The 23,748-nt window shown below is 72.4% G+C and carries 22 protein-coding genes and 1 pseudogene; 12 read left to right on the top strand and 11 right to left on the bottom strand.

The genetic code is table 11. The features are described 5' to 3' along the window. Positions 1 to 6 precede the first annotated feature (6 nt). The 3 genes from ACWD1Z_RS17135 to ACWD1Z_RS17125 all read left to right on the top strand — a co-directional run bounded on the left by ACWD1Z_RS17135 (position 7) and on the right by ACWD1Z_RS17125 (position 2,987). Positions 7 to 450 carry a PH domain-containing protein gene (locus ACWD1Z_RS17135; protein WP_451119443.1) on the top strand — a complete coding sequence of 148 codons (444 nt, stop codon included), beginning with the start codon at positions 7 to 9 and terminating at the stop codon, positions 448 to 450. A gap of 153 nt (positions 451 to 603) precedes the next feature. Beyond that, on the top strand, positions 604 to 1,929 hold the full coding sequence (locus ACWD1Z_RS17130) for a hemolysin family protein (protein ID WP_451119441.1): 1,326 nt from the start codon (positions 604 to 606) through the stop codon (positions 1,927 to 1,929). Next, complete coding sequence (locus ACWD1Z_RS17125) at positions 1,926 to 2,987, top strand: hemolysin family protein (RefSeq protein WP_451119439.1); 1,062 nt, start codon at positions 1,926 to 1,928, stop codon at positions 2,985 to 2,987. Before ACWD1Z_RS17130 ends, ACWD1Z_RS17125 begins: the two co-directional genes overlap by 4 nt. 31 nt (positions 2,988 to 3,018) lie before the next feature. Here ACWD1Z_RS17125 and ACWD1Z_RS17120 read toward each other — a convergent pair whose 3' ends face one another. Both ACWD1Z_RS17120 and ACWD1Z_RS17115 read right to left on the bottom strand, forming a co-directional pair. After that, complete coding sequence (locus tag ACWD1Z_RS17120; protein ID WP_451119438.1) at positions 3,019 to 4,881, bottom strand: AAA family ATPase; 1,863 nt, start codon at positions 4,879 to 4,881, stop codon at positions 3,019 to 3,021. Between the two features lie 432 nt (positions 4,882 to 5,313). Further along, on the bottom strand, positions 5,314 to 5,964 hold the full coding sequence (locus ACWD1Z_RS17115) for a uridine kinase family protein (RefSeq protein WP_451119436.1): 651 nt from the start codon (positions 5,962 to 5,964) through the stop codon (positions 5,314 to 5,316). Between the two features lie 167 nt (positions 5,965 to 6,131). Between ACWD1Z_RS17115 and ACWD1Z_RS17110 the strand changes: the two genes are divergently transcribed. The 3 genes from ACWD1Z_RS17110 (at position 6,132) to ACWD1Z_RS17100 (ending at position 8,469) form a co-directional block, all read left to right on the top strand. Next, positions 6,132 to 7,496 carry a peptidase C39 family protein gene (locus tag ACWD1Z_RS17110; protein WP_451119435.1) on the top strand — a complete coding sequence of 455 codons (1,365 nt, stop codon included), beginning with the start codon at positions 6,132 to 6,134 and terminating at the stop codon, positions 7,494 to 7,496. 95 nt (positions 7,497 to 7,591) lie between these two features. Then, entirely contained in the window at positions 7,592 to 7,732 is a 141-nt protein-coding gene (locus ACWD1Z_RS17105; protein WP_389420653.1) for an SCO1431 family membrane protein, read from the top strand. 77 nt (positions 7,733 to 7,809) lie between these two features. Then, positions 7,810 to 8,469 (top strand): TetR/AcrR family transcriptional regulator, encoded by a 660-nt coding sequence (locus tag ACWD1Z_RS17100; protein WP_451119433.1) that lies wholly within the window; start codon positions 7,810 to 7,812, stop codon positions 8,467 to 8,469. Positions 8,470 to 8,520: 51 nt separating this feature from the next. Here the strand turns inward: ACWD1Z_RS17100 and ACWD1Z_RS17095 are convergent, their stop codons facing one another. Next, entirely contained in the window at positions 8,521 to 9,768 is a 1,248-nt protein-coding gene (locus tag ACWD1Z_RS17095) for a glycoside hydrolase family 18 protein (RefSeq protein ID WP_451119431.1), read from the bottom strand. A 320-nt stretch (positions 9,769 to 10,088) separates the two neighbouring features. Between ACWD1Z_RS17095 and ACWD1Z_RS17090 the strand changes: the two genes are divergently transcribed. Next, on the top strand, positions 10,089 to 11,261 hold the full coding sequence (locus ACWD1Z_RS17090) for an acyl-CoA dehydrogenase (RefSeq protein WP_451119429.1): 1,173 nt from the start codon (positions 10,089 to 10,091) through the stop codon (positions 11,259 to 11,261). Here ACWD1Z_RS17090 and ACWD1Z_RS17085 read toward each other — a convergent pair. Both ACWD1Z_RS17085 and ACWD1Z_RS17080 read right to left on the bottom strand, forming a co-directional pair. After that, positions 11,224 to 11,463: a hypothetical protein gene (locus ACWD1Z_RS17085; protein WP_451119427.1), complete on the bottom strand. Its 240-nt coding sequence runs from the start codon at positions 11,461 to 11,463 to the stop codon at positions 11,224 to 11,226. The two genes, ACWD1Z_RS17090 and ACWD1Z_RS17085, sit on opposite strands and share 38 nt — an antisense overlap. Positions 11,464 to 11,623: 160 nt before the next feature. Continuing rightward, on the bottom strand, positions 11,624 to 12,064 hold the full coding sequence (locus tag ACWD1Z_RS17080) for a hypothetical protein (RefSeq protein WP_451119425.1): 441 nt from the start codon (positions 12,062 to 12,064) through the stop codon (positions 11,624 to 11,626). A 269-nt stretch (positions 12,065 to 12,333) separates the two neighbouring features. Between ACWD1Z_RS17080 and ACWD1Z_RS17075 the strand changes: the two genes are divergently transcribed. The 4 genes from ACWD1Z_RS17075 (at position 12,334) to fxsA (ending at position 16,406) form a co-directional block, all read left to right on the top strand. Next, positions 12,334 to 12,774 carry an Lrp/AsnC family transcriptional regulator gene (locus ACWD1Z_RS17075; protein ID WP_301978267.1) on the top strand — a complete coding sequence of 147 codons (441 nt, stop codon included), beginning with the start codon at positions 12,334 to 12,336 and terminating at the stop codon, positions 12,772 to 12,774. A 48-nt stretch (positions 12,775 to 12,822) separates the two neighbouring features. Then, a complete protein-coding gene (locus tag ACWD1Z_RS17070; RefSeq protein ID WP_451119423.1) occupies positions 12,823 to 14,421 on the top strand; it encodes an amidohydrolase in 1,599 nt (532 codons plus the stop codon). Positions 14,422 to 14,969: 548 nt separating this feature from the next. Further along, entirely contained in the window at positions 14,970 to 15,776 is an 807-nt protein-coding gene (locus ACWD1Z_RS17065) for a polyprenol monophosphomannose synthase (RefSeq protein WP_451119421.1), read from the top strand. A gap of 72 nt (positions 15,777 to 15,848) precedes the next feature. Then, positions 15,849 to 16,406: an FxsA family membrane protein gene (fxsA, locus tag ACWD1Z_RS17060; RefSeq protein ID WP_451119419.1), complete on the top strand. Its 558-nt coding sequence runs from the start codon at positions 15,849 to 15,851 to the stop codon at positions 16,404 to 16,406. Positions 16,407 to 16,519: 113 nt separating this feature from the next. Here the strand turns inward: fxsA and ACWD1Z_RS17055 are convergent, their stop codons facing one another. The 4 genes and pseudogenes from ACWD1Z_RS17055 to yczE form a co-directional block, all read right to left on the bottom strand. Continuing rightward, a complete protein-coding gene (locus tag ACWD1Z_RS17055) occupies positions 16,520 to 16,894 on the bottom strand; it encodes an RNA polymerase-binding protein RbpA (protein ID WP_003977404.1) in 375 nt (124 codons plus the stop codon). A 256-nt stretch (positions 16,895 to 17,150) separates the two neighbouring features. After that, positions 17,151 to 18,499 (bottom strand): annotated as a pseudogene (locus ACWD1Z_RS17050) (MFS transporter). A gap of 42 nt (positions 18,500 to 18,541) precedes the next feature. Next, the gene (locus ACWD1Z_RS17045; RefSeq protein ID WP_451119416.1) at positions 18,542 to 19,309 is read right to left on the bottom strand and encodes a glycerophosphodiester phosphodiesterase; all 768 of its coding nucleotides are present in this window, start codon (positions 19,307 to 19,309) and stop codon (positions 18,542 to 18,544) included. Then, positions 19,306 to 19,959, bottom strand: coding sequence for a membrane protein YczE (yczE, locus tag ACWD1Z_RS17040; RefSeq protein ID WP_451119415.1), 654 nt, complete (start codon positions 19,957 to 19,959; stop codon positions 19,306 to 19,308). Before yczE ends, ACWD1Z_RS17045 begins: the two co-directional genes overlap by 4 nt. A 99-nt stretch (positions 19,960 to 20,058) precedes the next feature. On the opposite strand from yczE, the gene ACWD1Z_RS17035 reads away from it, so the two are divergent. Then, positions 20,059 to 21,558 (top strand): SCO1417 family MocR-like transcription factor, encoded by a 1,500-nt coding sequence (locus ACWD1Z_RS17035; RefSeq protein ID WP_451119413.1) that lies wholly within the window; start codon positions 20,059 to 20,061, stop codon positions 21,556 to 21,558. A 13-nt stretch (positions 21,559 to 21,571) separates the two neighbouring features. On the opposite strand, the gene ACWD1Z_RS17030 is transcribed toward ACWD1Z_RS17035, so the two are convergent. Together ACWD1Z_RS17030 and ACWD1Z_RS17025 are read right to left on the bottom strand one after the other, a co-directional pair. Continuing rightward, positions 21,572 to 23,497, bottom strand: a complete 1,926-nt coding sequence (locus ACWD1Z_RS17030) for a hypothetical protein (RefSeq protein ID WP_451119411.1) — start codon at positions 23,495 to 23,497, stop codon at positions 21,572 to 21,574. Between the two features lie 41 nt (positions 23,498 to 23,538). Then, complete coding sequence (locus tag ACWD1Z_RS17025; RefSeq protein ID WP_015661880.1) at positions 23,539 to 23,733, bottom strand: hypothetical protein; 195 nt, start codon at positions 23,731 to 23,733, stop codon at positions 23,539 to 23,541. Positions 23,734 to 23,748 lie beyond the last annotated feature (15 nt).

The following is a 23,748-nucleotide window of genomic DNA, read 5'->3' as shown; positions in this document are numbered from 1 at the left end:
CACCAGATGTCCGACCTCCCCGCACTCCCCGTCACCTTCCGGCCCGGCCGCACCCGTGCGGTCCTGCTCACCGCCGGTGCCGCGATCTTCGTGGTGATCACCGCGGTGGCCCTGCTGCTGGAGAACCTCGGCCCGGGTGAGCGCCTCAGCTTCATCCTCACCGGGGCGCTCATGTTCGGCGTCCTGGCCCTGCTCGCCCGGGTCAGGGTCATCGCCGACGACGCCGGCGTCACCGTGGTGAACATCGCCGGCAGGCGCCGGCTGGCGTGGGCCGAGATCATCCAGGTGAACCTCCGGCCCGGCGACCCCTGGGTGTTCCTCGACCTCAGCGACGGCACCAGCCTGCCCGCCCTCGGCATCCAGCCCGGCATTGCCAAGCGGCAGGCCATCGCCGACGCCCGCGCGCTGCGGGCGCTCGTGGAGGCCCGCGGCACAAGGGATCTGCCCTAGACGGCCCTGTCGTGATTAATCTGTTGGCGGAGGCGTTCTCGTGACGCCTCCGCCGCTGATGTTCCTGCTACCCGAGGAGTGACTCCCTCCAGCGATGGACGGATCGTCCTGTAGTACCTGCGCCGCCCCCTCCCGAGATACCGAGGCGGCGGCATGACCACCCCCCTGCTCCTGCTCGCCGCGGCCTTCCTGCTGATCCTCGCCAACGGCTTCTTCGTGGCCGCCGAGTTCGGCCTGGTGACGGTCGAACGCCCGGACGCCGAGAAGGCCGCCGCCGAGGGCGACCGCCGCGCCCGTACCGTCGTCGAGTCGCTGAAGGAACTCTCCTTCCAGCTCTCCGGCACCCAACTCGGCATCACCATCACCTCCCTCGTGGTCGGCATGCTCGCCCAACCGGCGCTCGCGGAGCTGCTCAACGGCCCCGTCACCGCCGTCGGCATCCCCGACGGCGCCGTCTCCGGGGTCGCCGTGATCGTCGGCATGCTGCTGGCGTCCGCCGTGCAGATGGTGATCGGCGAACTCGTCCCGAAGAACTGGGCGGTCTCCCGCCCCCTGCAGGTCGCCCGGTTCGTCGCGGGCCCCCAGCACCTGTTCGCGCGGGTCTTCCGGCCGGTGATCGCCGCCCTGAACTCCGTCGCCAACCGGCTCGTCCGCGCGCTCGGCATCGAGCCCACCGAGGAGCTGGCCTCCGCCCGCACCCCCGGTGAACTCGTCTCCCTGGCCCGCCACTCCGCCCGGGCCGGCACCCTCGAACAGGACACGGCCGACCTCTTCGTACGGACCCTCTCGCTCGGCGGGCTCACCGCGCAGCACGTGATGACCCCCCGGGTGAGGGTCAGTGCCCTGCAGTCGTCGGCGACCGCCGAGGACGTGGTCAACCTGACCCGCGCCACCGGCCTGTCCCGCTTCCCCGTCTACCGGGACCGGATCGACGAGGTCGTCGGCATGGTCCACCTCAAGGACGCCCTCGCCGTCCCCGCGGCCGACCGGCTGCGCACCCCGGCCGGCCGGATCGCCCGGCCCGCCCTGCTGGTCCCCGAGACGCTGCCGGTCCGGCCGCTGCTCGCCCGGCTGCGCAGCGAACAGCCCATCGCCGTCGTCGTCGACGAGTACGGCGGCACCGCCGGGGTCGTCACCCTGGAGGACATCGTCGAGGAGCTCGTCGGCGAGGTCCGCGACGAGCACGACGGCCAGGACATCCCCGAACTCGCCGCCGCCCCGGCCGAGGAGGGCCGGCCCGCCTGGGACGCCGAGGGCAGCTGCCGCGTCGACATCCTCCGGCGGATAGGACTCGACGTGCCCGAGGGCCCGTACGAGACCGTCGCCGGTCTGGTCGCCGACCTGCTCGGCCGGATCCCGGTCCCCGGTGACCGGGCCGAACTGCCCGGCTGGCGGCTCTCGGTGCGCCAGGTCGGTCACTACCGCGCCGAGCGGGTCCGCCTCGTGCGCACCGCCCCCGTGGCGGAGGCCGCCCGGTGAGCGTGCTCCAACTCCTCTTCGCCGCCCTGCTCGTGCTCGCCAACGGCTTCTTCGTCGGCGCCGAGTTCGCCCTGGTCTCCGTCCGCCGCAGCCAGATCGAACCGCTCGGCACGGCCCGCGCCCGGCAGGTGCTGTACGGCCTGGAACATCTGCCGCAGATGATGGCGGCGGCCCAGTTCGGCATCACCGTCTGCTCGCTGACCCTCGGCGCGGTCGCCGAACCGACGGTCGCGCACCTCCTGGAACCCCTCTTCGCGTGGGTCCACCTCCCGCACGCGATGATCCACCCGCTGGGGTACGTCATCGCCCTCGCGACCGTCGTCTTCTTCCACCTCGTCGTCGGCGAGATGCTCCCGAAGAACCTCGCGATGGCCGCGCCCGAGAAGGCCGCGCTCTGGCTCAGCCCGGGTCTGGTCGCCTTCGCCCGCCTCTGCCGGCCCCTCACCGCCGCCCTCGGCGCGTGCGCCCGGGGCATCCTGCGGCTCTTCCGGGTCGAGCCCAGGGACGAGGTCGAGGCCGTCTTCACCAGCGAGCAGCTCAACCGGCTGGTGGAGGACGCGGGACAGGCGGGCCTGCTCGACCCCGAGGAGCAGGAACGCCTGGAGGACGCCCTGGAACTGGGCTCCCGCACGGTGACGGACGTCCTCCTGAGCCGCGAGTCCCTGATCACGGTGCCGCCCTCGGTCACCCCGGGCCGGATCGTCGGCCTGACCGCCCGCACCGGCTACTCCCGCTTCCCGGTGGTGGCGGACACGGGCGCCTTCATGGGCTACCTGCACGTGAAGGACGTCCTGGACCTGGAGGACTCCGAGCGTGCGGTGCCCCAGCAGATCTGGCGCCCGATGACCACGCTGCGCCCCGAACTCCCCCTGGACGACGCCCTGACCGTCATGCGGCGGGCGGCCACCCACTTGGCGCAGGTCGCGGACGCGTCCGGCCGGGTGCTGGGCCTGGTCGCCCTGGAGGACGTCCTGGAGCTGCTGGTCGGCGAGGTGACGGACCCGGCGCACCGGGAGGTGCCCAAGCAGCCGGAACCGGAACAGGTGCTGGCGTCGTAGCGGGTGCGGGTGGGCGCGGGGTCCGTCCCCCTCACAGGGCCGGCGGATCCTGCGGCCCGCGTCCCGACAGCACCTCTCCGTACGCCTGCATCAGATCCGGCAACCGCAGCGTCGACAAGTCGTCCCGGGTCAGGGTCCCCGGGTACGTCGACAACCGCAGATCCCGGTACGCGCAGCTCTTCTCGTACAGCGTCCGCAGGAAGCGGCCGTTGCCGAGCTCGTCGATCCACCCCTGGTCCACGACGTGCCCGGCGATGGAGCGCAGCTCGTCCAGGGCCTCCTCGTCCCAGACGTCGCCGTTCTCACCGGCGAGCACCTCGCCGATGGAGGTGAGCTCCAGGGGCCGGTAGGAGGGGAAGTCCACGCGGGTGGTGAAGCGGGAGGACAGTCCGGGGTTGGCGGCCAGCAGGCGGTCCATGCCCTCGGGGTAGCCGGCCAGGATCACCACCAGGTGGTCCCGGTTGTCCTCCGCCCGCTTCAGCAGCACCTGGAGGGCCTCGTCGCCGTACGCGTCGCCCTTGCCGTAGCCGGTGTTGGACAGCGAATACGCCTCGTCGACGAAGAGCACCCCGCCCAGTGCGGAGTCGATCAGCTCGTTGGCCTTCACGGCCGTCTGTCCGAGGTACTCGCCCACGAGATCGGCCCGCTGCGCCTCGACCAGGTGGTCACCGCCGAGCAGTCCGAGGGCGTAGAAGACCCGGCCCAGGATGCGCGCGACCGTGGTCTTGCCGGTGCCGGAGGGGCCGGAGAAGACGAAGTGCCGTTTCGGCGGCTGGACCGGCAGCCCCTGCCCGGCCCGCAGCCGTGCCATGTTCAACTGGGCGGACAACGCCTTGACCTGGCGCTTGACCGGCTCCAGGCCCACCATGCGCTCGAGTTCGGCGAGCGCCTCTTCGAGTAACCCCGGGTCCGTGGGGCCCGCGAGCGGCGGCTGCCCGGGCAGGCCCGCCCGCTCGCGCACCGCCGGGTCGGGCACGGGCGGCAGCGGGCCCGGCGACGGCAGATCCGGCCCGGAGAGCTTCAGCTCCCGCCCCTCGCCGAAGAACGGGTCGAGGGTGTCGGGGCCGTCGACGGAGTCCTGGCCGAACCCGGTGAGCGTGATCGGCGCGAGATCGCCGGCCTCGTCGTACCCGTCGCCCTCGGCGATGGCGGCGAGCCGGGCCGAGGTGTCCATGAAGGCGGGGTCGACCCGGTGCACGGCCCGGTACAGGGGGAGTGCGGCGGCCGACCGGCCGGTGCCCTCGTGCGCCCGCGCCAGCCAGTACCGCAGCTCCTTGCGCTGCGGCTGCTCGCTGCGGCAGCGCATCAGGGCCGCCGAGAGCAGCGGTTCGGCCTGGCCGTACATCTCCAGCCGGACCCGGGCCATGCCGCCGAACAGTCCGGCCTCGATGCCGAGCATGGGGTCGTCGAGCAACGGGTCGGTGTGCCGGACGAGTTGCTCCCAGTCCTTGACCAAGTAGGCCCGGCAGGCGTGCAGGAAGCGGACCTGGGCGTCGGCGTCCACCGGAGGCAGTCCGGCGAGCGCCCGGTCCAGCTCCGGCACATGCCGGCCGTCCAGCCAGTGCGAGGCGTGCGCGAGCAGCAGATCGCGCGGGCTCTCCAGCACCGGCTGCACCCACCAGCCGAGCCAGTACCAGGAGTTGAGGGTGCGGCGGTGCCGGGCGCGCTGTTCCCCGAAGCGGTCGCGGTGCCGGAACATCCGCAGCAGCGCGGTCGTCGTGTCGACGCGCAACGCGTGCAGGCCGAGCCAGCCGTCGGCCATGCCCGGATCCATCCGCACCGCGGTGCGGAACTCCTCCTCCGCCTGCGGATAAGCGCCCATGGTGTAGGCGTCCACGCCTCGCAACCAGGCGAGGTCGGCCGGGGCCTCCGGGCCCTGCGTGCCGAAGTCCATCACGTCCCCCACAAACCGTGCCCCCGTCGGTTGGCCACCGGGCCCGTCGCCCGTCGGCCTCGAGAACAGAACCGCCGTACTGCGGACCGGAGTTGCAACGGTGCGCGGGGCTGCAGTCCCAGGTCGCACCGAGGGCATCGTACCTGCGGGGGTGCGGCCCGCCCCAGGGTGCCGCACCGGCCGTTTGGCGAGGTGGGAGCAGTCGGGGGCGCGGCGGCCGGTAACCGAGGGTGAGCGAATCACGGCTCGGTGCGGCCGGGAAAGGGGGTGTGGGCAGAACGAAGCCCCCGATCACGGGGGAACAACCGGGGGCTTCGCGTCTGGCGGGCGGTCCGCATCGACCGCACATTGAGAACGTAAGACCTGTACGGCCCTTGGGTCAAGCGGAGTTGGGGCCGTGCGGCGAGTTCTCGCCGACCCCTCTTCACCACTTCACCACAGCGCGGAGGGTCCCTCACTCAGCGTGATGACATGGTCCGCTTCCAGGGTCCCGGCGGGCCCGGGACGCAGTTCGTACCCCTGGGCGCACTGCCGTACCAACCCGTCCGCGAAGGGCCGCGAGGGGTCCTCGGCGAAGTGTTTCTCTTCCGCCGCGACCCAGCCGTCCCAGAACTCCCACTGCTCCTCCCCGTCCCGCGACCGGCCGCGCGACCAGGCCTCGGCCGGCGGCAGCTCCATCCACAGCAGAAAGGCCAGATATGGCCGTAGCGCGCGCCGCCCGGCGCCGACGCCCTCGACGAGGACCACCGGGGCGGGCGGCAGGGCCACGGGGTCCCGGAAGCGGCGGGCCTGCCAGTCGTAGGGGGCGTAGCGGGCGGTTCCGCCGCGGGAGAGGGGTTCGATCACCTGGGACAGCAGCCGGCCCGTCCAGTCGAAGAGCTCTTCGTGGCAGGCGATGTCGTCGAGCCGCAGCACCGGCGCCCCGCCCAGTGCCCGCGCCAGCCGCCCGGCGAAGGTCGACTTCCCGGAGCCGGCGTGCCCGTCGATCCCGATCAGCCGGACGGGACCGCAGGACGCGGGGAGGCGGTGGAGGAGTGCGGTGAGGTGGTGGATGGCGGTTCCCGGGGTGAGTGGGGCGGGCACCGGAAGTCTAGTGATGCGGCACCTCGGGTGACGTCAGTGGTCGAGGCCAATATTCCTGGCGCGGCATGCCCGAAAGTGCTGGCAGGAGGCGTCGGCTGCGGCCATAGTTGGCGCACACACCGTGCACTGGACCTGCCCCGACTCGGACACCTGGGGGTCTTTCGCCCATGAGCAGATCCGAACAGCCGTCCCGCAGAACCGTCCTGACCGCCGCGGTCGCCGCGACCGTGACCGGCGGAGCGGGCGCGGTCCCGGCCGTGGCCGCCCCCACCGGAGCGGCCGGTCCCGCGCAGTCCGCGGCCGGCCAGATCGACAACCGCGCCTGGACGACGTACACCGACTGGCGCTCGGGCACCGGCAAGGGCACCCGTGCCGTCGCGGGCGCCCGTCCCGGCGTGGCGATCGGCGCCCCCGTCGGCCTCGCCGACTACACCGACCCGCACACCGGCACCACCGCCACCTGGGAGTACGCGACCTGGACCTCGCCCGTCCACCGGCTCGCGGTGCCCTCGACCGAGGCCATCGCCTCCTGGAACGCGCACACCCCGGACGGCACCTGGCTCCAGGTCGAGCTGAAGGGCACCTACTCCGACGGCACCGGCACCCCCTGGTACGTCATGGGCCGCTGGGCCGCCGGTGACCAGGACATCAGGCGGACCTCCGTCGACGACCAGACCGACGACAAGTCCACGATCTGGACCGACACCTTCGCCATCGACGACCCGGCGACGGGCCTGCGGCTGACCTCGTACCGGCTGCGGCTGACCCTCTACCGCAAGCCGGGCACGAAGCGGACCCCGACCGTGTGGCGGCTCGGCGTGATGGGCTCCGACGTCCCGGACCGCTTCACCGTCCCGGCGAGCACGCCCGGTCTCGCCCAGGAACTGGCCGTTCCGCGCTACTCGCAGGAGATCCACGTCGGCCAGTACCCCGAGTACGACAACGGCGGCGAGGCCTGGTGCAGCCCCACCTCCTCGCAGATGATCATCGAGTACTGGGGCGGCCGGCTCACCGAGGAGCAGCTGGCCTGGGTCGACCCGGGCTTCGCCGACCCGCAGGTGTGCCACGCGGCCCGCTTCACCTACGACTACCAGTACGCGGGCTGCGGCAACTGGCCCTTCAACGCGGCCTACGCGGCCACCTTCAAGGACCTCCAGGGCGTGGTCACCCGGCTCGGCTCGCTGACCGACCTGGAGACGCTGATCGCGGCCGGGATCCCGGCCATAACGTCCCAGTCGTTCCTGAAGGAGGAGCTGACGGGGGCGGGCTACGGCACCTCGGGGCACCTGATGACGGTGATCGGCTTCACCGCCGAGGGCGATGTGATCGCCAACGACCCGGCCTCGCCGAGCAACCCGGAGGTGCGGCGGGTGTACCGCAGGCGGGAGTTCGAGAACATCTGGCTGAGGACCAAGCGGTACAACGCCAGCGGCAAGGTCGCCTCGGGCACCGGCGGCGTCTGCTACCTGTACTTCCCGGCGCGTCTGTCCACGCGGCAGCGCGCGGCGCTCGCGGCGGTGGGCGTGCGCTGAGACGTCGTACGACGGCCCCCGGACGCCGCCCGGGGGCCGTTCGCTGTGACCAAGCTCTCGGCCGCAAAAGCCCTGCTCGGTGGCAAGGTGGACGGATGACCACGAATGCAGCCACGGTCGCCCGCGTCCGCACCGGCGGCCCCACGGAAGACGGACCGAAGATCCTCGAACACGTCATGGGGTGGACCCTCGTCGTGGTCGTCGCGATGCTGGTGACCCAGCTCGGCCTGCTCTGACTTGATGTGATCTGACACATATTCGAACCTGCCATACTGCGGGGGTCCCGCCGCCCCGCTCGAGACCAGGGTCGACATTGAAGAGTGAGCAGCACGCTGCCGTCGTCCGCCCCCGGGCGCGCGGCACCGAGCGATCGGCGGCCCGCCGCGCCGAACTCATCGCCATCGGGCGGAGGTTGTTCGCCGACACCTCCTACGACGCCCTGTCGATGGACGACATCGCGCGGCAGGCGCAGGTGGCCAAAGGGCTGATCTACTACTACTTCCAGTCCAAGCGCGGCTACTACCTGGCGATCATCAAGGACTCCGTCGACGACCTGGTCACCTACGCGGCCAGCGGCGTCGAACTGCCCCCGGTGGACCGGGTGCACCGCACGATCGACAGCTATCTGCGCTACGCCGAGCACAACCAGGCCGCCTACCGCACGATCGTCAGCGGCGGGGTCGGCTTCGACACCGAGGTGCACGCCATCCGGGACGGGGTGCGCGAGGCGATCGTCGCGACCATCGCCGAGGGCGCGTACGGCCGTACCGACATCTCCCCGCTCGCCCGGACGGGCCTGCTGGCCTGGGTGTGCGGCGTCGAGGGCGCCGCCCTGGACTGGACGGGCCGGCCCGGCCTCTCCCGTGACACCATGTGCGAGCTGCTGGTGAAGACCCTGGGCGGCGCCCTGCGCGCCATCGAGGAGCTGGACCCCGCCCATCCGGCCCCCGGGCCCGCTCGCCGCGAGGCATGACGAAGGGGCGGAGTCTCGTGGTCTCCGCCCCCAGGCCCCCCGTGTCAGGGGTCAGTTGATCGCCTTGATGAGCTCACCGTTCGCGGTGTCTCCGCTCAGCTCCCAGAAGAAGGTGCCGGCCAGGCCCTGCTGGTTCTTGTACGCCATCTTGGCCGCGATGGTCGCCGGGGTGTCGTAACTCCACCAGTCGGAGCCGCACTTGGCGTACGCCGTGCCGCCCACGGTGCCGGTCGCCGGGCACTTGGACTTCAGGATCTTGTAGTCCTCGATGCCCTGCTCGTACGTGCCCGCCGCCGGGCCGGTCGCGGTGCCGCCGGGGGCCGACTGGGTCACTCCGGTCCAGCCGCGGCCGTAGAAGCCGATGCCGAGCAGGAGCTTGGAGGCGGGGATGCCGAGGCTCCTGAGCTTGGCGATGGTCGCCGAGCTGTGCATGCCGGCCTTCGGGATGCCCGGGTAGGAGGTCAGCGGGGAGTGCGGAGCCGTCGGGCCCTTGGCGTCCCAGGCGCCGAAGTAGTCGTAGGTCATGGGGTTGTACCAGTTGACGTACGGGGCCGCGCCCGCGTAGTCGGCGGCGTCGATCTTGCCGCCGGCCGTGGCGTCGGCGGTGATCGCCGCGGTCACCAGGTTGCCGGTGCCGAACTTCGCGCGCAGCGCCTGCATCAGGTTCCTGAAGGCCGCCCGGCCGCTGGTGTCGCAGGTCAGGCCGCAGGCGTTCGGGTACTCCCAGTCGATGTCGATGCCGTCGAAGACGTCCGCCCACTTGGAGTTCTCGACCAGGTCGTAGCAGGACTGGGCGAACGCGGCCGGGTTCTGGGCCGCCTGGCCGAAGCCGCCGGACCAGGTCCAGCCGCCGAAGGACCACAGCACCTTGAGGTTGGGGTGCTTCTTCTTCAGCTCGCGCAGCTGGTTGAAGGTGCCGCGCAGCGGCTGGTCCCAGGTGTCGGCGACGCCGTCGACCGACTCGGCCGCGGTGTAGGTCCGCTCGGTGGCCGCGTAGGAGTCGCCGATCACGCACTTGCCGCCGGTGACATTGCCGAAGGCGTAGTTGATGTGCGTCAGCTTGGCCGCGGAACCGGACGTCTCGATGTTCTTGACGTAGTACTTGCGGTCGTAGGTGCCCCATTCGGTGAAGTAGCCGATCACCTTGGAGCCGGCCGCGGCCCCGGCCGCGGGAGCGCTCGCTTCAGCGGGGGCCGACGCGGTGGCCGAACCCGCCCCGGCGAGCAGTCCGGCGCCGAGGACGGCCGCACAGGCGGCGGAGACCAGCGCCCGGAACCGGGTGCGGTGGGGAATGTGCATCGGGTGTCTCCTCGTGGGGGAGGGGGACGTGCGCCGATTGGCATGAACGCGGTAAGCGTTGCCCGCACAGTAGGAGGACTAGACCAGTCGGGTCAATGGTTCGGACCAATTCGCGCGGCTCGAGTTTTCTTGGAGTAAGCGGTCGTTAACTGGTGACTCGGTGCCTCCGATCGGGCATACTCACAGCGCACAGCCGCTGGTCAGCAGCTTCCGCGACCCGGGAGTGCGAGCCGTCGGCCGCACCACGTGAGACCTGGCGGAGCCGCCCCACCCAAGGCGCACGTCCGCCGATGCGCCCGACAAGGGAGGAGAGCGTCGCCATGCCCGACCGCGCCCCGCAGCCGGTGGACCGGCAACTGCCCACGGACGAGGCCCGGGATCTGATCTCGCTCGTCCGCGACATCGCCCAGCGCGAGATCGCTCCGAAGGCGGCCGAGGAGGAGGACGCCGGACGCTTTCCGCGCGAGGTCTTCTCGCTGCTGTCGGAAGCGGGCCTGCTCGGACTGCCCTACGACGCCGAGTACGGCGGCGGCGACCAGCCCTACGAGGTCTACCTCCAGGTCCTCGAAGAGCTCGCGATGGCCCGGCTCACCGTCGGCCTCGGCGTCAGCGTGCACACCCTGGCCTCCTACGCCCTCGCCGCCTACGGCACCAAGGAGCAGCAGGTCGAGCACCTGCCCGCGATGCTCGGCGGCGGTCTGCTCGGCGCCTACTGCCTGTCCGAGCCGTCCGCCGGCTCCGACGCCGCCTCCCTGCGCACCAAGGCGGTGCGCGACGGCGACGCCTGGGTGATCACCGGGACCAAGGCCTGGATCACCCACGGCGGCATCGCCGACTTCTACACGGTCATGGCCCGCACCGGCGAGGAGGGCCCGCGCGGGATCACCGCCTTCCTGGTGCCCGGCGACGCCGCGGGGCTGAGCGGGGCCGCGCCCGAGAAGAAGATGGGCATGAAGGGCTCACCGACCGCGCAGGTCCACTTCGACGGAGTGCGGGTGCCGGACGAGCGGCGGCTCGGCGAGGAGGGGCAGGGCTTCGCCATCGCCCTGTCCGCGCTGGACTCCGGGCGGCTCGGCATCGCGGCCTGCGCCATCGGCGTGGCCCAGGCGGCGCTGGACGAGGCGGTGGCCTACGCCTCGGGGCGGCGCCAGTTCGGGCGGCCGATCTCCGACTTCCAGGGCCTGCGCTTCATGCTGGCCGACATGGCGACCCAGATCGAGGCGGGCCGGGCGCTGTACTTGACGGCGGCCCGGCTGAGGGACGCGGGACGGCCGTTCGCCAAGCAGGCGGCCATGGCCAAACTGCACTGCACCGACACCGCGATGCGGGTGACCACGGACGCGGTGCAGGTCCTCGGCGGGTACGGCTACACCGCCGACTTCCCGGCCGAACGCTACATGCGCGAGGCCAAGGTGCTCCAGATCGTCGAGGGCACCAACCAGATCCAGCGCATGGTCATCGCCCGTCACCTAGCGGGTCCCGAGGGGCGCTGAACTCACCCGGCCGCACCGTCGGCGCCGCGAGCCGGATCCATTCCGGGTCGTGGCGGCCCGGCAGGGTGCGGCCCCGGTCCGCCCATGTGCGCATCAGGTCCCGGTAGATGGGCGGGTCCTGAGGCGGCGGCGGAACCGATTCTGCGGGGGGCGGCACGAAGACGCGTCGCGGACGCCCGGTCGTCGAATAGGTGGGGGTCATACCGGGGCAACGCGGCGGCGACCGGACAGGTCACCGATCCGGCGAATCGGCTCTGCGTTCGCCCATGCCCCGGCCCCCCCCCCGCGGGCACACCGGACCCGCACCACGGCAACCTGCGCGCGTGGTGCGGGACTTCGGGGCGTTCCGGTACGGAGACCGCTCAGGCGGCGTGGCGCCGCATCACCGGCACGCGCATCGGGCGGGAGCCCGGGCCGCCGACGTGCGAGAAGGGCTGCGTCCGCCAGTCGAGTCCCTGAGGGAGCGTCAACAGCAGGGCGGTGTCCTGCTCCTGGGGTTCGGCCGACTCGTCCGCGGGACGGGCGTCGGCGGCGCGACGGCCGGTGCCGGCGCACACCGTCAGACCGAAGGGGTTCCACGGCGAGGCGCACAGCGCGTGCTCGGGCAGTACCTCCTCGTCCGCCAGCAGCGCGATGGGCTGCGCGCAGTCCGGGCAGATCACCCGGTACATCTCGAAGGTGTCGTACGCGTCGAACTCCTCGTCGGCGAAGTCGGCGTCGGGTTCGACGCCCTCCGGCTCGGGCTCGACGACAAGCTGCGGGCGCTTGGGTGCGGTACGACCAGGGCGCTTAAGACTCTGCATGGGATTCTCCCCCTCGGGCTGGGCCGTTCAGGCACTGCGGCCTCGACCACAGCAAGCACTTCCCGTCCCGCCTGGGCGGTAATCACGAGAACATCACGGAGCCGGTCCGGGGGGTGTGGTGTTCGTCACAAGCCGCTCGCGGGTGCCCGAGGCGGCCGGTTTGTCCCCCCGGGCTGCTCACCGGCCGCTCCCGGTCACATCACGAACCGGGCATGACTGGGGTCGCTCAGGTATCCCAGGAGGTCAGGGGCACTGTAGGTTCTAGCGCCATGGAGGAGCTGGACCGACAGATCGTGCAGCTGCTCGTCAAGGACGGGCGGATGAGCTACACAGACCTGGGCAAGGCCACGGGCCTGTCCACGTCGGCCGTGCACCAGCGGGTGCGACGGCTCGAACAGCGTGGCGTCATCCGTGGCTACGCCGCGGTCGTGGACCCCGAGGCCGTCGGGCTGCCCATGACGGCGTTCATCTCGGTGAAGCCGTTCGACCCCAGCGCGCCCGACGACATCGCGGAACGGCTGGCCGGGGTTCCCGAGATCGAGGCCTGCCACAGCGTCGCCGGCGACGAGAACTACATCCTCAAGGTGCGGGTGTCCACGCCCCACGAACTGGAGGAGCTGCTGGCGCGGTTGCGTTCGCTGGCGGGGGTGTCGACCCGGACGACGGTCGTGCTGTCGACTCCGTACGAGGCCCGCCCGCCGCGCATCTGACCCCACCTGCGTGCCGGGCGGCCGGGGCGAGGCGGGAGACTGTTCCCCATGAGTGAGCGCAGCCCCGAGCCCCAGACCGTCCTGCTCCGCCAAGGAGAGGTCCACAGCCCCGCCGACCCCTTCGCCACCGCGATGGTCGTCGAGCGCGGGCAGGTCGCCTGGGTCGGGTCCGAGGGGGCCGCCGACGCCTTCGCGGACGGGGTCGACGAGGTGATCGACCTGGACGGCGCGCTGGTCACCCCGGCCTTCACCGACGCCCATGTGCACACCACCGCCACGGGCCTCGCCCTGACCGGCCTCGACCTGTCCGCCGCCCCCACCCTGGAGGCGGCCCTGGACCTCGTACGGGCCTTCGCCGCCGCCCGCCCGGACGACCGCGTCCTGCTGGGCCACGGCTGGGACTCCGCCCGCTGGCCCGGCGGCCGTCCGCCGACCCGGGCCGAACTCGACGCGGCCACCGGCGGGCGGCCCCTCTATCTCTCCCGGATCGACGTCCACTCCGCGGTCGTGACCACCGCCCTGCTCGACATGGCGTCCCTGAGCCGGGTCGACGGCCCCCTCACCGCCGACGCCCACCACGCCGTACGGGCCGCCGCGCTCGGCGCCGTCACCCCGGCCCAGCGCGCCGAGGCCCAGCGCGCGGCCCTCGCGCACGCCGCCTCCCTCGGCATCGGCACCCTCCATGAGTGCGCGGGCCCCGAGATCTCCTCCGAGGACGACTTCACCGGGCTGCTCCGGCTCGCCGCCGAGGAGCCCGGCCCCCGGGTCGTCGGCTACTGGGCCGAACAGAACGTCGCCAAGGCGCGGGAACTCGGCGCGGCCGGTGCCGCGGGCGACCTCTTCGTCGACGGCGCCCTCGGCTCGCACACCGCATGCCTGCACCAGCCCTACGCCGACGCCGGGCACACCGGCCTCGCGTACCTGGACGCCGCCGACGTCGCCGCCCATGTCGCCGCCTGCACCGAGGCGGGGCTCCAGGCGGGCTTCCACGCGATCGGCGACGCCGCCGTGACGACCGTCGTCGAGGGGGTACGGGCCGCCGCCGAGCAGGTCGGCCTCGCCCGCGTCCGGGCCGCCCGGCACCGGGTGGAGCACGCCGAGATGCTCACCCCCGAGACGATCGCCGCCTTCGCCGAGTTCGGCCTCACCGCTTCCGTGCAGCCCGCCTTCGACGCCCTGTGGGGCGGCGAGGACGGCATGTACAGCGCTCGTCTGGGCGCCGAGCGGGCCCGCACCCTGAATCCCTTCGCGGCCCTGCTGAGGGCCGGCGTGCCGCTCGCCTTCGGCTCCGACAGCCCCGTCACGCCGCTGGACCCGTGGGGCACGGTCCGCGCCGCCGCCTTCCACCGCACGCCCGGACACCGCGTCTCGGTCCGCGCCGCGTTCACCGCGCACACACGGGGCGGCTGGCGCGCGACCGGACGGGACGACGCGGGGGTGCTGGTCCCCGGCGCACCCGCCGACTACGCCGTCTGGCGCACCGGTGAACTGGTGGTGCAGGCCCCGGACGACCGGGTGGCCCGCTGGTCGACCGACCCCCGCTCCGGCACCCCCGGCCTGCCCGACCTCACCCCGGGCCGTGACCTGCCCGTCTGTCTGCGCACGGTGGTGGGCGGACGGACGGTGTTCGTACGGCCGGGCGAGTGATCTCCCGGGCGGTGCGTGCCGCCGATCCGGTGCCGCAGCCTCGCCGGTCGACCCCGGCGTCCGCCGCGCTGACCAGGGCATTGAGGGACGACCCGCAGGTCGAACGGCTGTTGACAGCCGACGGCAGGGGGCCGGTAGGTTCGGCCGAGTCCACCACCGGACGCCCGACCAGGAATACGTGAACGTTCCGGTAACTCGTCGCTACGCCGCTGGGTCAGGGACGGTGTGCCGCACCGGGGCACCGCCACTGGCAGCCAGGCTCAGCGCCCGCACCACGGCGAGGGAACGTTCCGGCCGGTCGGGGAGGTGTGACCCGGGTGGGGCCCGGGCGCTCAGTAGACAACGGCTTTCGGTCGACCCGCAGCCAGCGGGCCCCAGGTCGGCCCGAAGGGCGCCGGGCCCCCATCCGCAGCGTGCGCACATGATCCGAAAAGCACATCCGTACCCCGCTCTTGTGGAATCGACACCACCATACGAACGTGATGTCACGTAATCGCAGGCCGCGCCCACTATGGTGGACGTCTGCGGACGCACACGAAGGGGCAGTAGTGAACGACGGCGACGGGATCCGTGAGACGGAAGTCTCGGGGAGGCGGTTCGGTCCGCTCGGCACCGCGTTGGTGATCATTCCGACCTACAACGAGGCGGAGAACATCAAGGCGATCGTCGGCCGGGTGCGCTCGGCCGTGCCCGAGGCGCACATCCTCGTGGCCGACGACAACAGCCCCGACGGCACCGGCAAGCTCGCCGACGAACTGGCCGTCGATGACGACCACGTCCAGGTGCTGCACCGCAAGGGCAAGGAGGGCCTCGGCGCCGCCTATCTGGCCGGCTTCCGCTGGGGTCTGGAGCACGGTTACGGCGTCCTGGTCGAGATGGACGCCGACGGTTCCCACCGCCCCGAGGAACTGCCCCGGCTGCTGACCGCGCTGAAGGGCGCCGACCTGGTCCTGGGCTCCCGCTGGGTGCCCGGCGGCCGGGTGGTGAACTGGCCCAGGAGCCGGGAGTTCATCTCCCGCGGCGGCAGCCTGTACTCCCGGATGGCCCTGGATCTGCCGCTGCGTGACATCACCGGCGGCTACCGCGCCTTCCGCCGCGAGACCCTGGAGGGCCTCGGTCTCGACGACGTCGCCTCGCAGGGCTACTGCTTCCAGGTCGACCTCGCCCGCCGTGCGGTCAAGGCCGGCTACCACGTCGTCGAGGTGCCCATCACCTTCGTCGAACGCGAGCACGGCGACTCCAAGATGAGCCGCGACATCCTCGTGGAAGCCCTGTGGCGGGTGACCACCTGGGGCGCCCAGGAGCGCGCGGGCAAGCTCCTCAGCCGAGCGAAGCCGCAACCGCCCCGCTCCTAGCCCTGCGGCCGCACAGGCCCCGTTGATCGTCCCCTTATGCCGCGCTGAGCCGGGTCCAGGCACACTGGACGCATGACGACTGGCGCACCGACTCCCACGCACCCCGCCCGGCCCCGGCGCTCCCGGTTGCGCACCTTCCTGCCGCTGGGCATCGTCGCCTGGCTGGTGCTGGAGATCTGGCTGCTGACCCTGGTCGCGGGGGCGGCGGGCGGCCTGACCGTCTTCCTGCTGCTGCTCACGGGTCTGGTGCTCGGCACCCTGGTGATCAAGCGGGCGGGCAGGCGCGCCTTCCAGAACCTCAACGAAGCGCTCCAGCGGGGCGGCACCCCGGCCCCCTCCGGTGGGGGCAACGGCCTGATGATGCTCGGCGGTCTGCTGCTGATGCTGCCCGGCCTGATCTCGGACGCGCTCGGTCTGCTCCTGCTGATCCCGCCGGTGCAGAAGGCCCTCGGGCGGTATGCGGAGCGCACCTTCGACCGCAAGCTCCGGCAGGCCGGGGCGGGCTCGCTGAGCGGCGCCTTCCAGCAGGCTCGCATGCAGCGGCCCGACGGGAAGGTCGTGCAGGGCGAGGTCATCAGGGACGAGGCCGGGGACACCCGTGAGGGGCCGCGCCCGCCGCTGACGCACTGAGCCGGGGGACCGACCCGGACACACGCCGAAAAACCGCGGGCGCCGTACGAAGAACGTACGGCGCCCGCGGTTTTTTGCTCTTGTGCTGGATCGGGGTTCCGGCCCCGGGGGGACTAGGCCGACTTGCGGCTGTCCCTCGGGTGGACCGCGATGTTCATCGCGCCGGAACGCAGTACGGCCAGGCGCTCCTCGAGGACCTCTTCGAGCTCCTCACGGGTGCGCCGCTCCATCAGCATGTCCCAATGGGTACGCGCGGGCTTGGCCTTCTTCTCCTCAGGGCCGTCGCCGTCCACGAGGAGTGCCTGGGCCCCGCAGACCTTGCACTCCCACTCCGGCGGAATCTCCGCCTCGACCGAGAAGGGCATCTCGAAGCGATGTCCCTTCTCGCATGCGTACTCCACGGCCTGGCGCGGGGCCAGGTCGATGCCGCGGTCCGTCTCGTAGCTGGTCACCACGAGGCGCGTGCCGCGAAGAGCTCGCTCACTCATGAATCGTGCCTCCCGGGCTTGTCGCCCACAGGACAGGTGTCGCTGTCGTCGTCATCCGGTCAACGTCCGGTCGGCGGTAAAGATTCCCGTTCCGGGGTCGTGCGTCGCCGTCGTAGCCGCCCCTTGTTGTACCCACCTGCGCCCGGTTTGTCACATCTGCTAGCAGATGTCACCCAGCGTTTCCGCATCTTTGACGCGCAGTAACGGTACGCCTGGCAGGCCAAACGCGTACACTACAGCCCTTTCGCGCCGAACGCTAAATCCTCGCCGGAACCGGGTTGCCCGCGTCGCTGATCGCCTGCCGCACCGGAACCCGCGCGAGCAGCACGAACCCGAGCGCGAAGAAGGCCACCAGCGAGATGATCGCGTCGCGATAACTCCCGGTCAGCTGATAGGTGAGCCCGAACAGCAGCGGCCCGAGCCAGCTCGTCCCCCGGTCGCTCACCTCGTACGCCGAGTAGTACTCGGCCTCCTTGCCCGGCGGTACGAGATGGGAGAACAGGGAGCGGGACAGGGCCTGGCTGCCGCCGAGGACCAGGCCGATCCCGGCGGCCAGCACGAAGAACCACACGGGTGCCCCGGCGGGCAGGAAGTACCCGGCCGCCAGGGTCACCGTCCAGGCGACCAGTGACCCGAGGATGGTGCGCTTGGCGCCGTACGTCCGGGCGAGGCGGCCCATGAGCAGCGCCCCCGCCACCGCCAGCACCTGGACCAGCAGCACCGCGCCGATCAGCGTGGACTGGCCGAGCCCCAGCTCCTTGGCGCCGTAGATCGAGGCCTGGGAGATCACCGTCTGGATGCCGTCGTTGTAGACGAGGTAGGCCAGCAGGAAGGCGAGGGTCAGCGGGTGGCGGCGCATGTCGCGGAGGGTCGCCGCGAGCTGCCGGAAGCCTGGGGTGGTGGCGCGCTCGGCGGGGGAGGGCCGGCGGTCGCGCAGCCGGCGCAGCGGCACCAGGGTGAAGGCCCCCCACCACAGGCCGGCCGCGGCCAGGCAGATCCGCACGGCCGTGGTCTCGGAAACGCCGAAGGAGTCGTGCGCCAGATACAGCACCAGGTTCGCGACCAGCACCAGGGCGCCCGCCGCGTACCCGAAGGCCCAGCCCCGGGAGGACACCGCGTCGCGCTCCTCGGGCGGGGCGATCTGCGGCAGATAGGAGTTGTAGAGCATCATCGCCACGGACTGGGCCGCGTTCGCGACGATCAGCAGGGCGCCGCCGAGCAGGTAGCGGTCGCCGTCGAGGAGGAACATGCAGGTCGTCGCGGCGGCCCGGTGTAGGCGGCCGCGGCCAGCAGCGGCTTCTTCCGGCCGGAGCGGTCGGCGGCGGCGCCGACCAGGGGCATCACCAGGACGGCCACGATGACCGACAGGGACACCGAGTAGGCGAAGAAGGACCCCGCGCGCACCGGGATGCCGAGCGGGTGGACGAAGCCGTCCGCGTCGGCGGCCGCCTCGGCCACCGAGGTCAGATATGGGCCGAGGAACACGGTGAGTACGCTCGTCGAATAGACGGAACACGCCCAGTCGTAGACGTACCAGCCGCGCTGCTCGCGCCGCCGCCCCGCGGCCTCCTCGGTCGCCGTCGTCCTCGCGGTGCCGGTGTCCACCCGCGCCCTCGCTTCCCCGTCCGGGCGCGGGCCGCAGAGGTCTCAGACCCAGACGCCCCGGTCCTCCATGACCTTGCGCAATGTCTCGATGTGATCGGTCATGATGCCATCGACCCCCAGGTCCAGGAGCCGGTGCATCCGGTCCTCCTCGTTGACCGTCCACACATGCACCTGGAGCCCGTACGCGTGGGCGGTGCGCACGAAGCGGTGGTCGACGACCTGGATGCCGGACTGCGTCTCGGGCACCTGCGCGGCGACCGCCGACCGGCGCACCGCCGCGGGCATCCCCCAGGAGCGCAGCCGCAGACCGAGCACCCCGCGCGTGCCGTACGACGTCGCCAGCCGGGGACCGGCCAGCCGCTGGGCCCGTACGACCCGTGCCTCGGAGAAGGAACCGAGGCAGACGCGGTCCCAGACACCGGTGCGCTCCACCAGGTCGAGGAAGGGCAGCAGCGCGGACTCCGCCTTGACGTCCACGTTCCAGCGGGCCTCGGGAAAGGCCTCCAGCAGCTCCTCGAACAACGGCACCGGCTCCTGACCGGCCACGCGCGCGTGCCGTACGTCCGCCCAGGGCAGATCGGCGATCCGGCCGGCGCCGTCGGTCACCCGGTCCAGCGTGGCGTCGTGGAAGGCGACCAGCTGGCCGTCGCGGGTGCAGTGGACGTCGGTCTCCAGATACCGGTAGCCCAGGTCCACCGCGCGCCGGAACTGGCGCAGAGTGTTCTCCAGACCGGCCGCCGCCCCGCCCCGGTGGGCGAAGGCGAGCGGACCGGGGTGGTCGAGATAGGGGTGGCGTATCGGCGTGCTCACCGTCGCAGTATCGCGCGCGGGGGTTGACCCGTGGCAACGACGCTGCTGCCGCCGGGTGCCGCGGGGACGGCGAAGACGCGCAGGAAGAGCTGGGCGAGCGGGCCGATGGTCAGCGCGTACAGCAGGGTGCCGACCCCGATCGTGCCGCCCAGGAGGAAGCCGGTGACGACCACCACGACCTCGACGCCGGTGCGCATCAGCCGGATCGAGCGGCCGGTTCGCCGGTGCAGGCCCGTCATCAGGCCGTCGCGCGGACCGGGTCCGAAACGGGCGGCGATGTAGAGACCGGTGGCCACGCCGTTGAGGACGATGCCGGCGAGGAGAAGGGGTATCCGGACGGTGAGGGTGTGCGCCTCGGGAAGGGCGGCCAGGGTGCCGTCCATCGCGATGCCGACGACGAAGACGTTGGAGACGGTGCCGAGGCCCGGCCGCTGGCGCAGCGGGATCCACAGGAGCAGGACCGCGGCACCGACGACGATCGACACGACGCCGATCGTCAGACCGGTCAGCTCGGCCAGGCCCTGGTGCAGCACGTTCCAGGGTTCGAGGCCGAGGCCGGCTTCCACGAGCAGCGCCGAGCTGGCCCCGTAGAGCGCGAGACCCGCGTACAGCTGGATCAGCCGTCTCCCGAGACGGTCCGTACTGGACAAGAGGGTCCCCCTGTGGTGGTAGTGGCCTGCCTCATGACACCCTGTGGCTTGAGGAGAACGGCCATCCAGGGCCAATCCCGGGAAGGTGGACTGATTTCCATGGCGCAGTGGACCTCAGCGGTGGGACCGGCTCAGCTCGCCCGGCTGCTCGGCTCCCAGCAGGACCGCCCGGCGGGCCCCGGCACGCGCCGCCCGCCCGCCTACCGGGCGCTCGCCGACGGCATCCGGCTGCTGGTCCTGGAGGGGCGGGTACCGGTCGCGGCGCGGCTGCCCGCGGAGCGCGAACTGGCGCTCGCCCTGTCCGTCAGCCGTACGACCGTCGCCGCGGCCTACGAGGCGCTGCGCGCCGAGGGCTTCCTGGAGTCGCGGCGCGGCGCCGGCAGCTGGACCGCGGTCCCGGCCGGGAACCCGCTGCCCGCGCGCGGGCTCGAACCGCTGCCGCCCGAGGCCCTGGGGTCGGTGATCGACCTCGGCTGCGCGGCGCTGCCCGCCCCCGAGCCGTGGCTGACCCGGGCCGTGCAGGGCGCCCTGGAGGAACTGCCGCCGTACGCCCATACCCACGGCGACTATCCGGCCGGGCTGCCCGCGCTGCGCGCGATGATCGCCGAGCGGTACACCGCGCGCGGGATCCCCACCATGCCCGAGCAGATCATGGTGACGACCGGGGCGATGGGGGCCATCGACGCCATCTGTCATCTCTTCGCCGGCCGGGGCGAGCGGGTCGCCGTGGAGTCGCCGTCCTACGCCAACATCCTCCAGCTGATGCGGGAGGCGGGGGCGCGGCTGGTGCCCGTCGCCATGGCCGAGGGTCTCAGCGGCTGGGACATGGACCGCTGGCGGCAGGTACTGCGCGACGCGGCGCCCCGGCTCGCCTATGTCGTCGCCGACTTCCACAATCCGACCGGCGCCCTGGCCGGCGACGACCAGCGGCGGCAACTGGTGGAGGCGGCGCGCTCCGCGGGGACCGTGCTGATCGCCGACGAGACGATGACCGAGCTCTGGCTCGACGCGGACGTCTCCATGCCGCGGCCGGTGTGCGCGTTCGATCCGGCCGGGGCCACGGTGATCACCGTCGGCTCCGCGAGCAAGGCGTTCTGGGCCGGGATGCGCATCGGCTGGGTGCGGGCGGCGCCCGATGTGATCCGCAGCCTGGTCGCCGCGCGCGCCTACGCCGACCTGGGGACCCCCGTGCTGGAGCAGCTGGCGGTGAACTGGCTGTTCAGCACCGGCGGCTGGGAGCAGGCCGTCGAACTGCGCCGGCGCCAGGCGCTGGAGAACCGGGACGCGCTGGTCGGCGCGGTGCGGCGGGAACTGCCCGAGTGGGAGTTCGAGGTCCCCAAGGGCGGGCTCACGCTCTGGGTCCGCACGGGCGGTCTGTCCGGCTCGCGGCTCGCGGAGGCGGGGGAGCGGGTCGGTGTCCGGGTGCCGTCGGGCCCCCGCTTCGGGGTCGACGGCGCCTTCGAGGGGTATGTGCGGCTGCCGTTCACTGTGGGGGGCGCGGTCGCCGAGGAGGCCGCGGTACGGCTGGCCGCGGCCGCGCGGCTGGTGGAGAGCGGAGGGACCGGCGGTGGGGAGGCGCCGCGGACCTTCGTGGCGTGACGGCGGAGGACGGCTAGGCGAGCTGTGAGGGCTTGGCCGTCACCGTCTCCGCGGCCACGGGCTCCGGCTTCAGCACCGGGACCGGCTCTGGTTTCAGTACCGGGACCGGTTCCGGCTTCAGTACCGGGACTGGCTTCGGTTCCGGCTTCAGCACCGGGACCGGTTCCGGCTCTGGCTTGAGTACCGGGACGGGTTCGGGCTCTGGCTTGAGTACCGGGACTGGCTCCGGCTCTGGCTTGAGTACCGGGACTGGCTCCGGCTCTGGTTTCAGTACCGGGACCGGCTTCGGCTCTGGCTTCAACACCGGGACCGGCTCCGGCTCCGGCTTCAACACCGGGACCGGCTCCGGCTCCGGCTTCAGTACCGGGACGGGTTCCGGTTCCGGTTCCAGCGCCGGGGCGGGTTCCGGCTGGTGCTCCGCGTCCGCGGGGGTGGTGCGGGGCGGGAGCAGGTCCAGTACCGCCTGGCGGTGGGCGTCCGTGGTGGCGTCGTCGTAGGGGTCCGGGGTGGCCGGGACCTGGAGGCGGAGCACCGGGCCCGCGCCCAGGCGGGCGTAGCCGCGGCCCGGGGGGACCTGGGCGGTCGGGGTGGTGTGCGGGGGCGCGCCCAGGAACGCCGTCAGCTGGGCCGCCGTCGCGGGGCCGAGGACGGCACGCGCGCGGGTGTGCTGCCGTACGGCGTCGCTCAGCAGCTCCGCGTTGTCGAACTGGTCGGCCACGACCACCGTCACGTTCGCCGCGCGGCCGTGCCGCAGGGGCACCTGGAGCAGGTCCTGGGGGTCCTGGTGACCGTCCGTCGCGGCCAGGTGGGTGAAGGCAGTCGGGCGGTCCAGCAGGATCCACAGGGGGCGTTTGGTGTCCTCCGGCGGCGGGTGACCGGCCTGGCGGGCACGGTTGGCCGCGATGAGCCGGCGTTCCGTCTCGTGCGCCGCCCACTCCAGGCTGGCCAGCGCTCCGGCCAGTGCGCACTCCACGGCGAGGACGCCGTCCCGGCCGGTCAGGCAGGCGTACTCGCCGGTGGCGCCGCCCTCGACGACGACGACATCGCCGTACTGCAGCGCCTGGAGGGCGATCGAGCGGAGCAGGGTGGAGGTGCCGCTGCCGGGCTGGCCCATGACCAGCAGATGGGGCTCGGTGGAGCGGATCCCGGTGCGCCAGACGACCGGGGGCATGTCGCGCTGCTCCTCGCCGTGGGTGAGCGGGAGCGTGCGCTGGACCTCGCCGGGGTCCGTGAAGCCGAGCACCGTCTCGCCGGGGGACGTGACGAAGCGCTGCGCGGCGATGTCGGTGGGCAGCGGCGGCAGGACCGCGAGGGAGAGCTGGTTGCCCTCCTCGTCCCAGGCGAAGCGGTACTCCCGGCCGCGGCCCGACTTGGCGGCGAGCAGATGCTCGATCCGCGCGCGGGCCTCGGGCTCGCCGTCGGTGAAGTAGGCCGGGTAGCGGATCGTGAGGCTCGTGAAGCGCCCCGAGGCGTCGAACTCGTACTCGGGGAAGGCGCTCTCCCACTCGCCGCCGTGGGCGTACAAGGGGGCGGGGTCCTCGGCGGTCGAGAAGTACGGAACCAAAGCCTCGTACAGCGACTTCAGGCGTTCCGTCTGTGACTCGTCCGGACCTTCGGGGGCCGGCGGGGTGCGGTCCCGGCCCTGCCAGGCTGCCGCCGCCATCAGGGTGATGACGGCGAGCAGCGGGCCGTACGGGACGAGCGCGACGACCAGGATCACCGAGGCCACCAGGAACAGCAGTGGCCCGCGCCTGTCCTTGGGGGTGTCGGCCCACTTGCGCCGCCCGGCCGATGCCAGCCGGCGCAGCCCGCGAGTGATCGTGATCAGCGGGTGGAGGACGTCGGTGGCGCTGTCGGCCGCCGTCCGGGCCAGCTCCCGGCTCCGGGCGATCTGCGCGCTGCCTGTGCTCAGGATGCGGGGGAGGGGGCGCCGGGCCACTGCTGTCTCCTGGAGGTTGCGTACGGACGGGACGGGCGGGCTCAGAACTTGATGCCGCCTAGGAGGCTCGCCAGGCTCTCGCCGCCCGCCTTGATGCTCGGGGCGATGGCCGTGCTCGCGAGATAGAACCCGAAGAGCGCGGCCACCAGGGCATGGGACGCCTTGAGGCCGTCCTTCTTGAAGAAGAGGAAGACGATGATGCCGAGCAGCACCACGCCTGAGATGGACAGGATCATTTGAGGTCTCCTGGT

The sequence above is a fragment of the Streptomyces sp. NPDC002784 genome, from assembly GCF_053592135.1.
The sequence above is the reverse complement of the archived record's forward strand: the minus strand, read 5'-3'. Positions and strand labels throughout refer to the sequence as shown.

What these genes read in the sequence shown, in the direction of transcription:
- ACWD1Z_RS17105 (WP_389420653.1), top strand. Translation starts at nt 7,592, where the DNA reads ATGACCACGAATGCAGCCACGGTCGCCCGCGTCCGCACCGGCGGCCCC.
- ACWD1Z_RS17080 (WP_451119425.1), bottom strand. Translation starts at nt 12,064, where the DNA reads ATGCAGAGTCTTAAGCGCCCTGGTCGTACCGCACCCAAGCGCCCGCAG.
- ACWD1Z_RS17055 (WP_003977404.1), bottom strand. Translation starts at nt 16,894, where the DNA reads ATGAGTGAGCGAGCTCTTCGCGGCACGCGCCTCGTGGTGACCAGCTAC.
- ACWD1Z_RS17035 (WP_451119413.1), top strand. Translation starts at nt 20,059, where the DNA reads ATGGCGCAGTGGACCTCAGCGGTGGGACCGGCTCAGCTCGCCCGGCTG.
- ACWD1Z_RS17070 (WP_451119423.1), top strand. Translation starts at nt 12,823, where the DNA reads ATGAGTGAGCGCAGCCCCGAGCCCCAGACCGTCCTGCTCCGCCAAGGA.
- ACWD1Z_RS17090 (WP_451119429.1), top strand. Translation starts at nt 10,089, where the DNA reads ATGCCCGACCGCGCCCCGCAGCCGGTGGACCGGCAACTGCCCACGGAC.
- fxsA (WP_451119419.1), top strand. Translation starts at nt 15,849, where the DNA reads ATGACGACTGGCGCACCGACTCCCACGCACCCCGCCCGGCCCCGGCGC.
- ACWD1Z_RS17130 (WP_451119441.1), top strand. Translation starts at nt 604, where the DNA reads ATGACCACCCCCCTGCTCCTGCTCGCCGCGGCCTTCCTGCTGATCCTC.
- ACWD1Z_RS17110 (WP_451119435.1), top strand. Translation starts at nt 6,132, where the DNA reads ATGAGCAGATCCGAACAGCCGTCCCGCAGAACCGTCCTGACCGCCGCG.
- ACWD1Z_RS17095 (WP_451119431.1), bottom strand. Translation starts at nt 9,768, where the DNA reads ATGCACATTCCCCACCGCACCCGGTTCCGGGCGCTGGTCTCCGCCGCC.
- ACWD1Z_RS17025 (WP_015661880.1), bottom strand. Translation starts at nt 23,733, where the DNA reads ATGATCCTGTCCATCTCAGGCGTGGTGCTGCTCGGCATCATCGTCTTC.
- ACWD1Z_RS17135 (WP_451119443.1), top strand. Translation starts at nt 7, where the DNA reads ATGTCCGACCTCCCCGCACTCCCCGTCACCTTCCGGCCCGGCCGCACC.
- ACWD1Z_RS17075 (WP_301978267.1), top strand. Translation starts at nt 12,334, where the DNA reads ATGGAGGAGCTGGACCGACAGATCGTGCAGCTGCTCGTCAAGGACGGG.
- ACWD1Z_RS17085 (WP_451119427.1), bottom strand. Translation starts at nt 11,463, where the DNA reads ATGACCCCCACCTATTCGACGACCGGGCGTCCGCGACGCGTCTTCGTG.
- ACWD1Z_RS17120 (WP_451119438.1), bottom strand. Translation starts at nt 4,881, where the DNA reads ATGGACTTCGGCACGCAGGGCCCGGAGGCCCCGGCCGACCTCGCCTGG.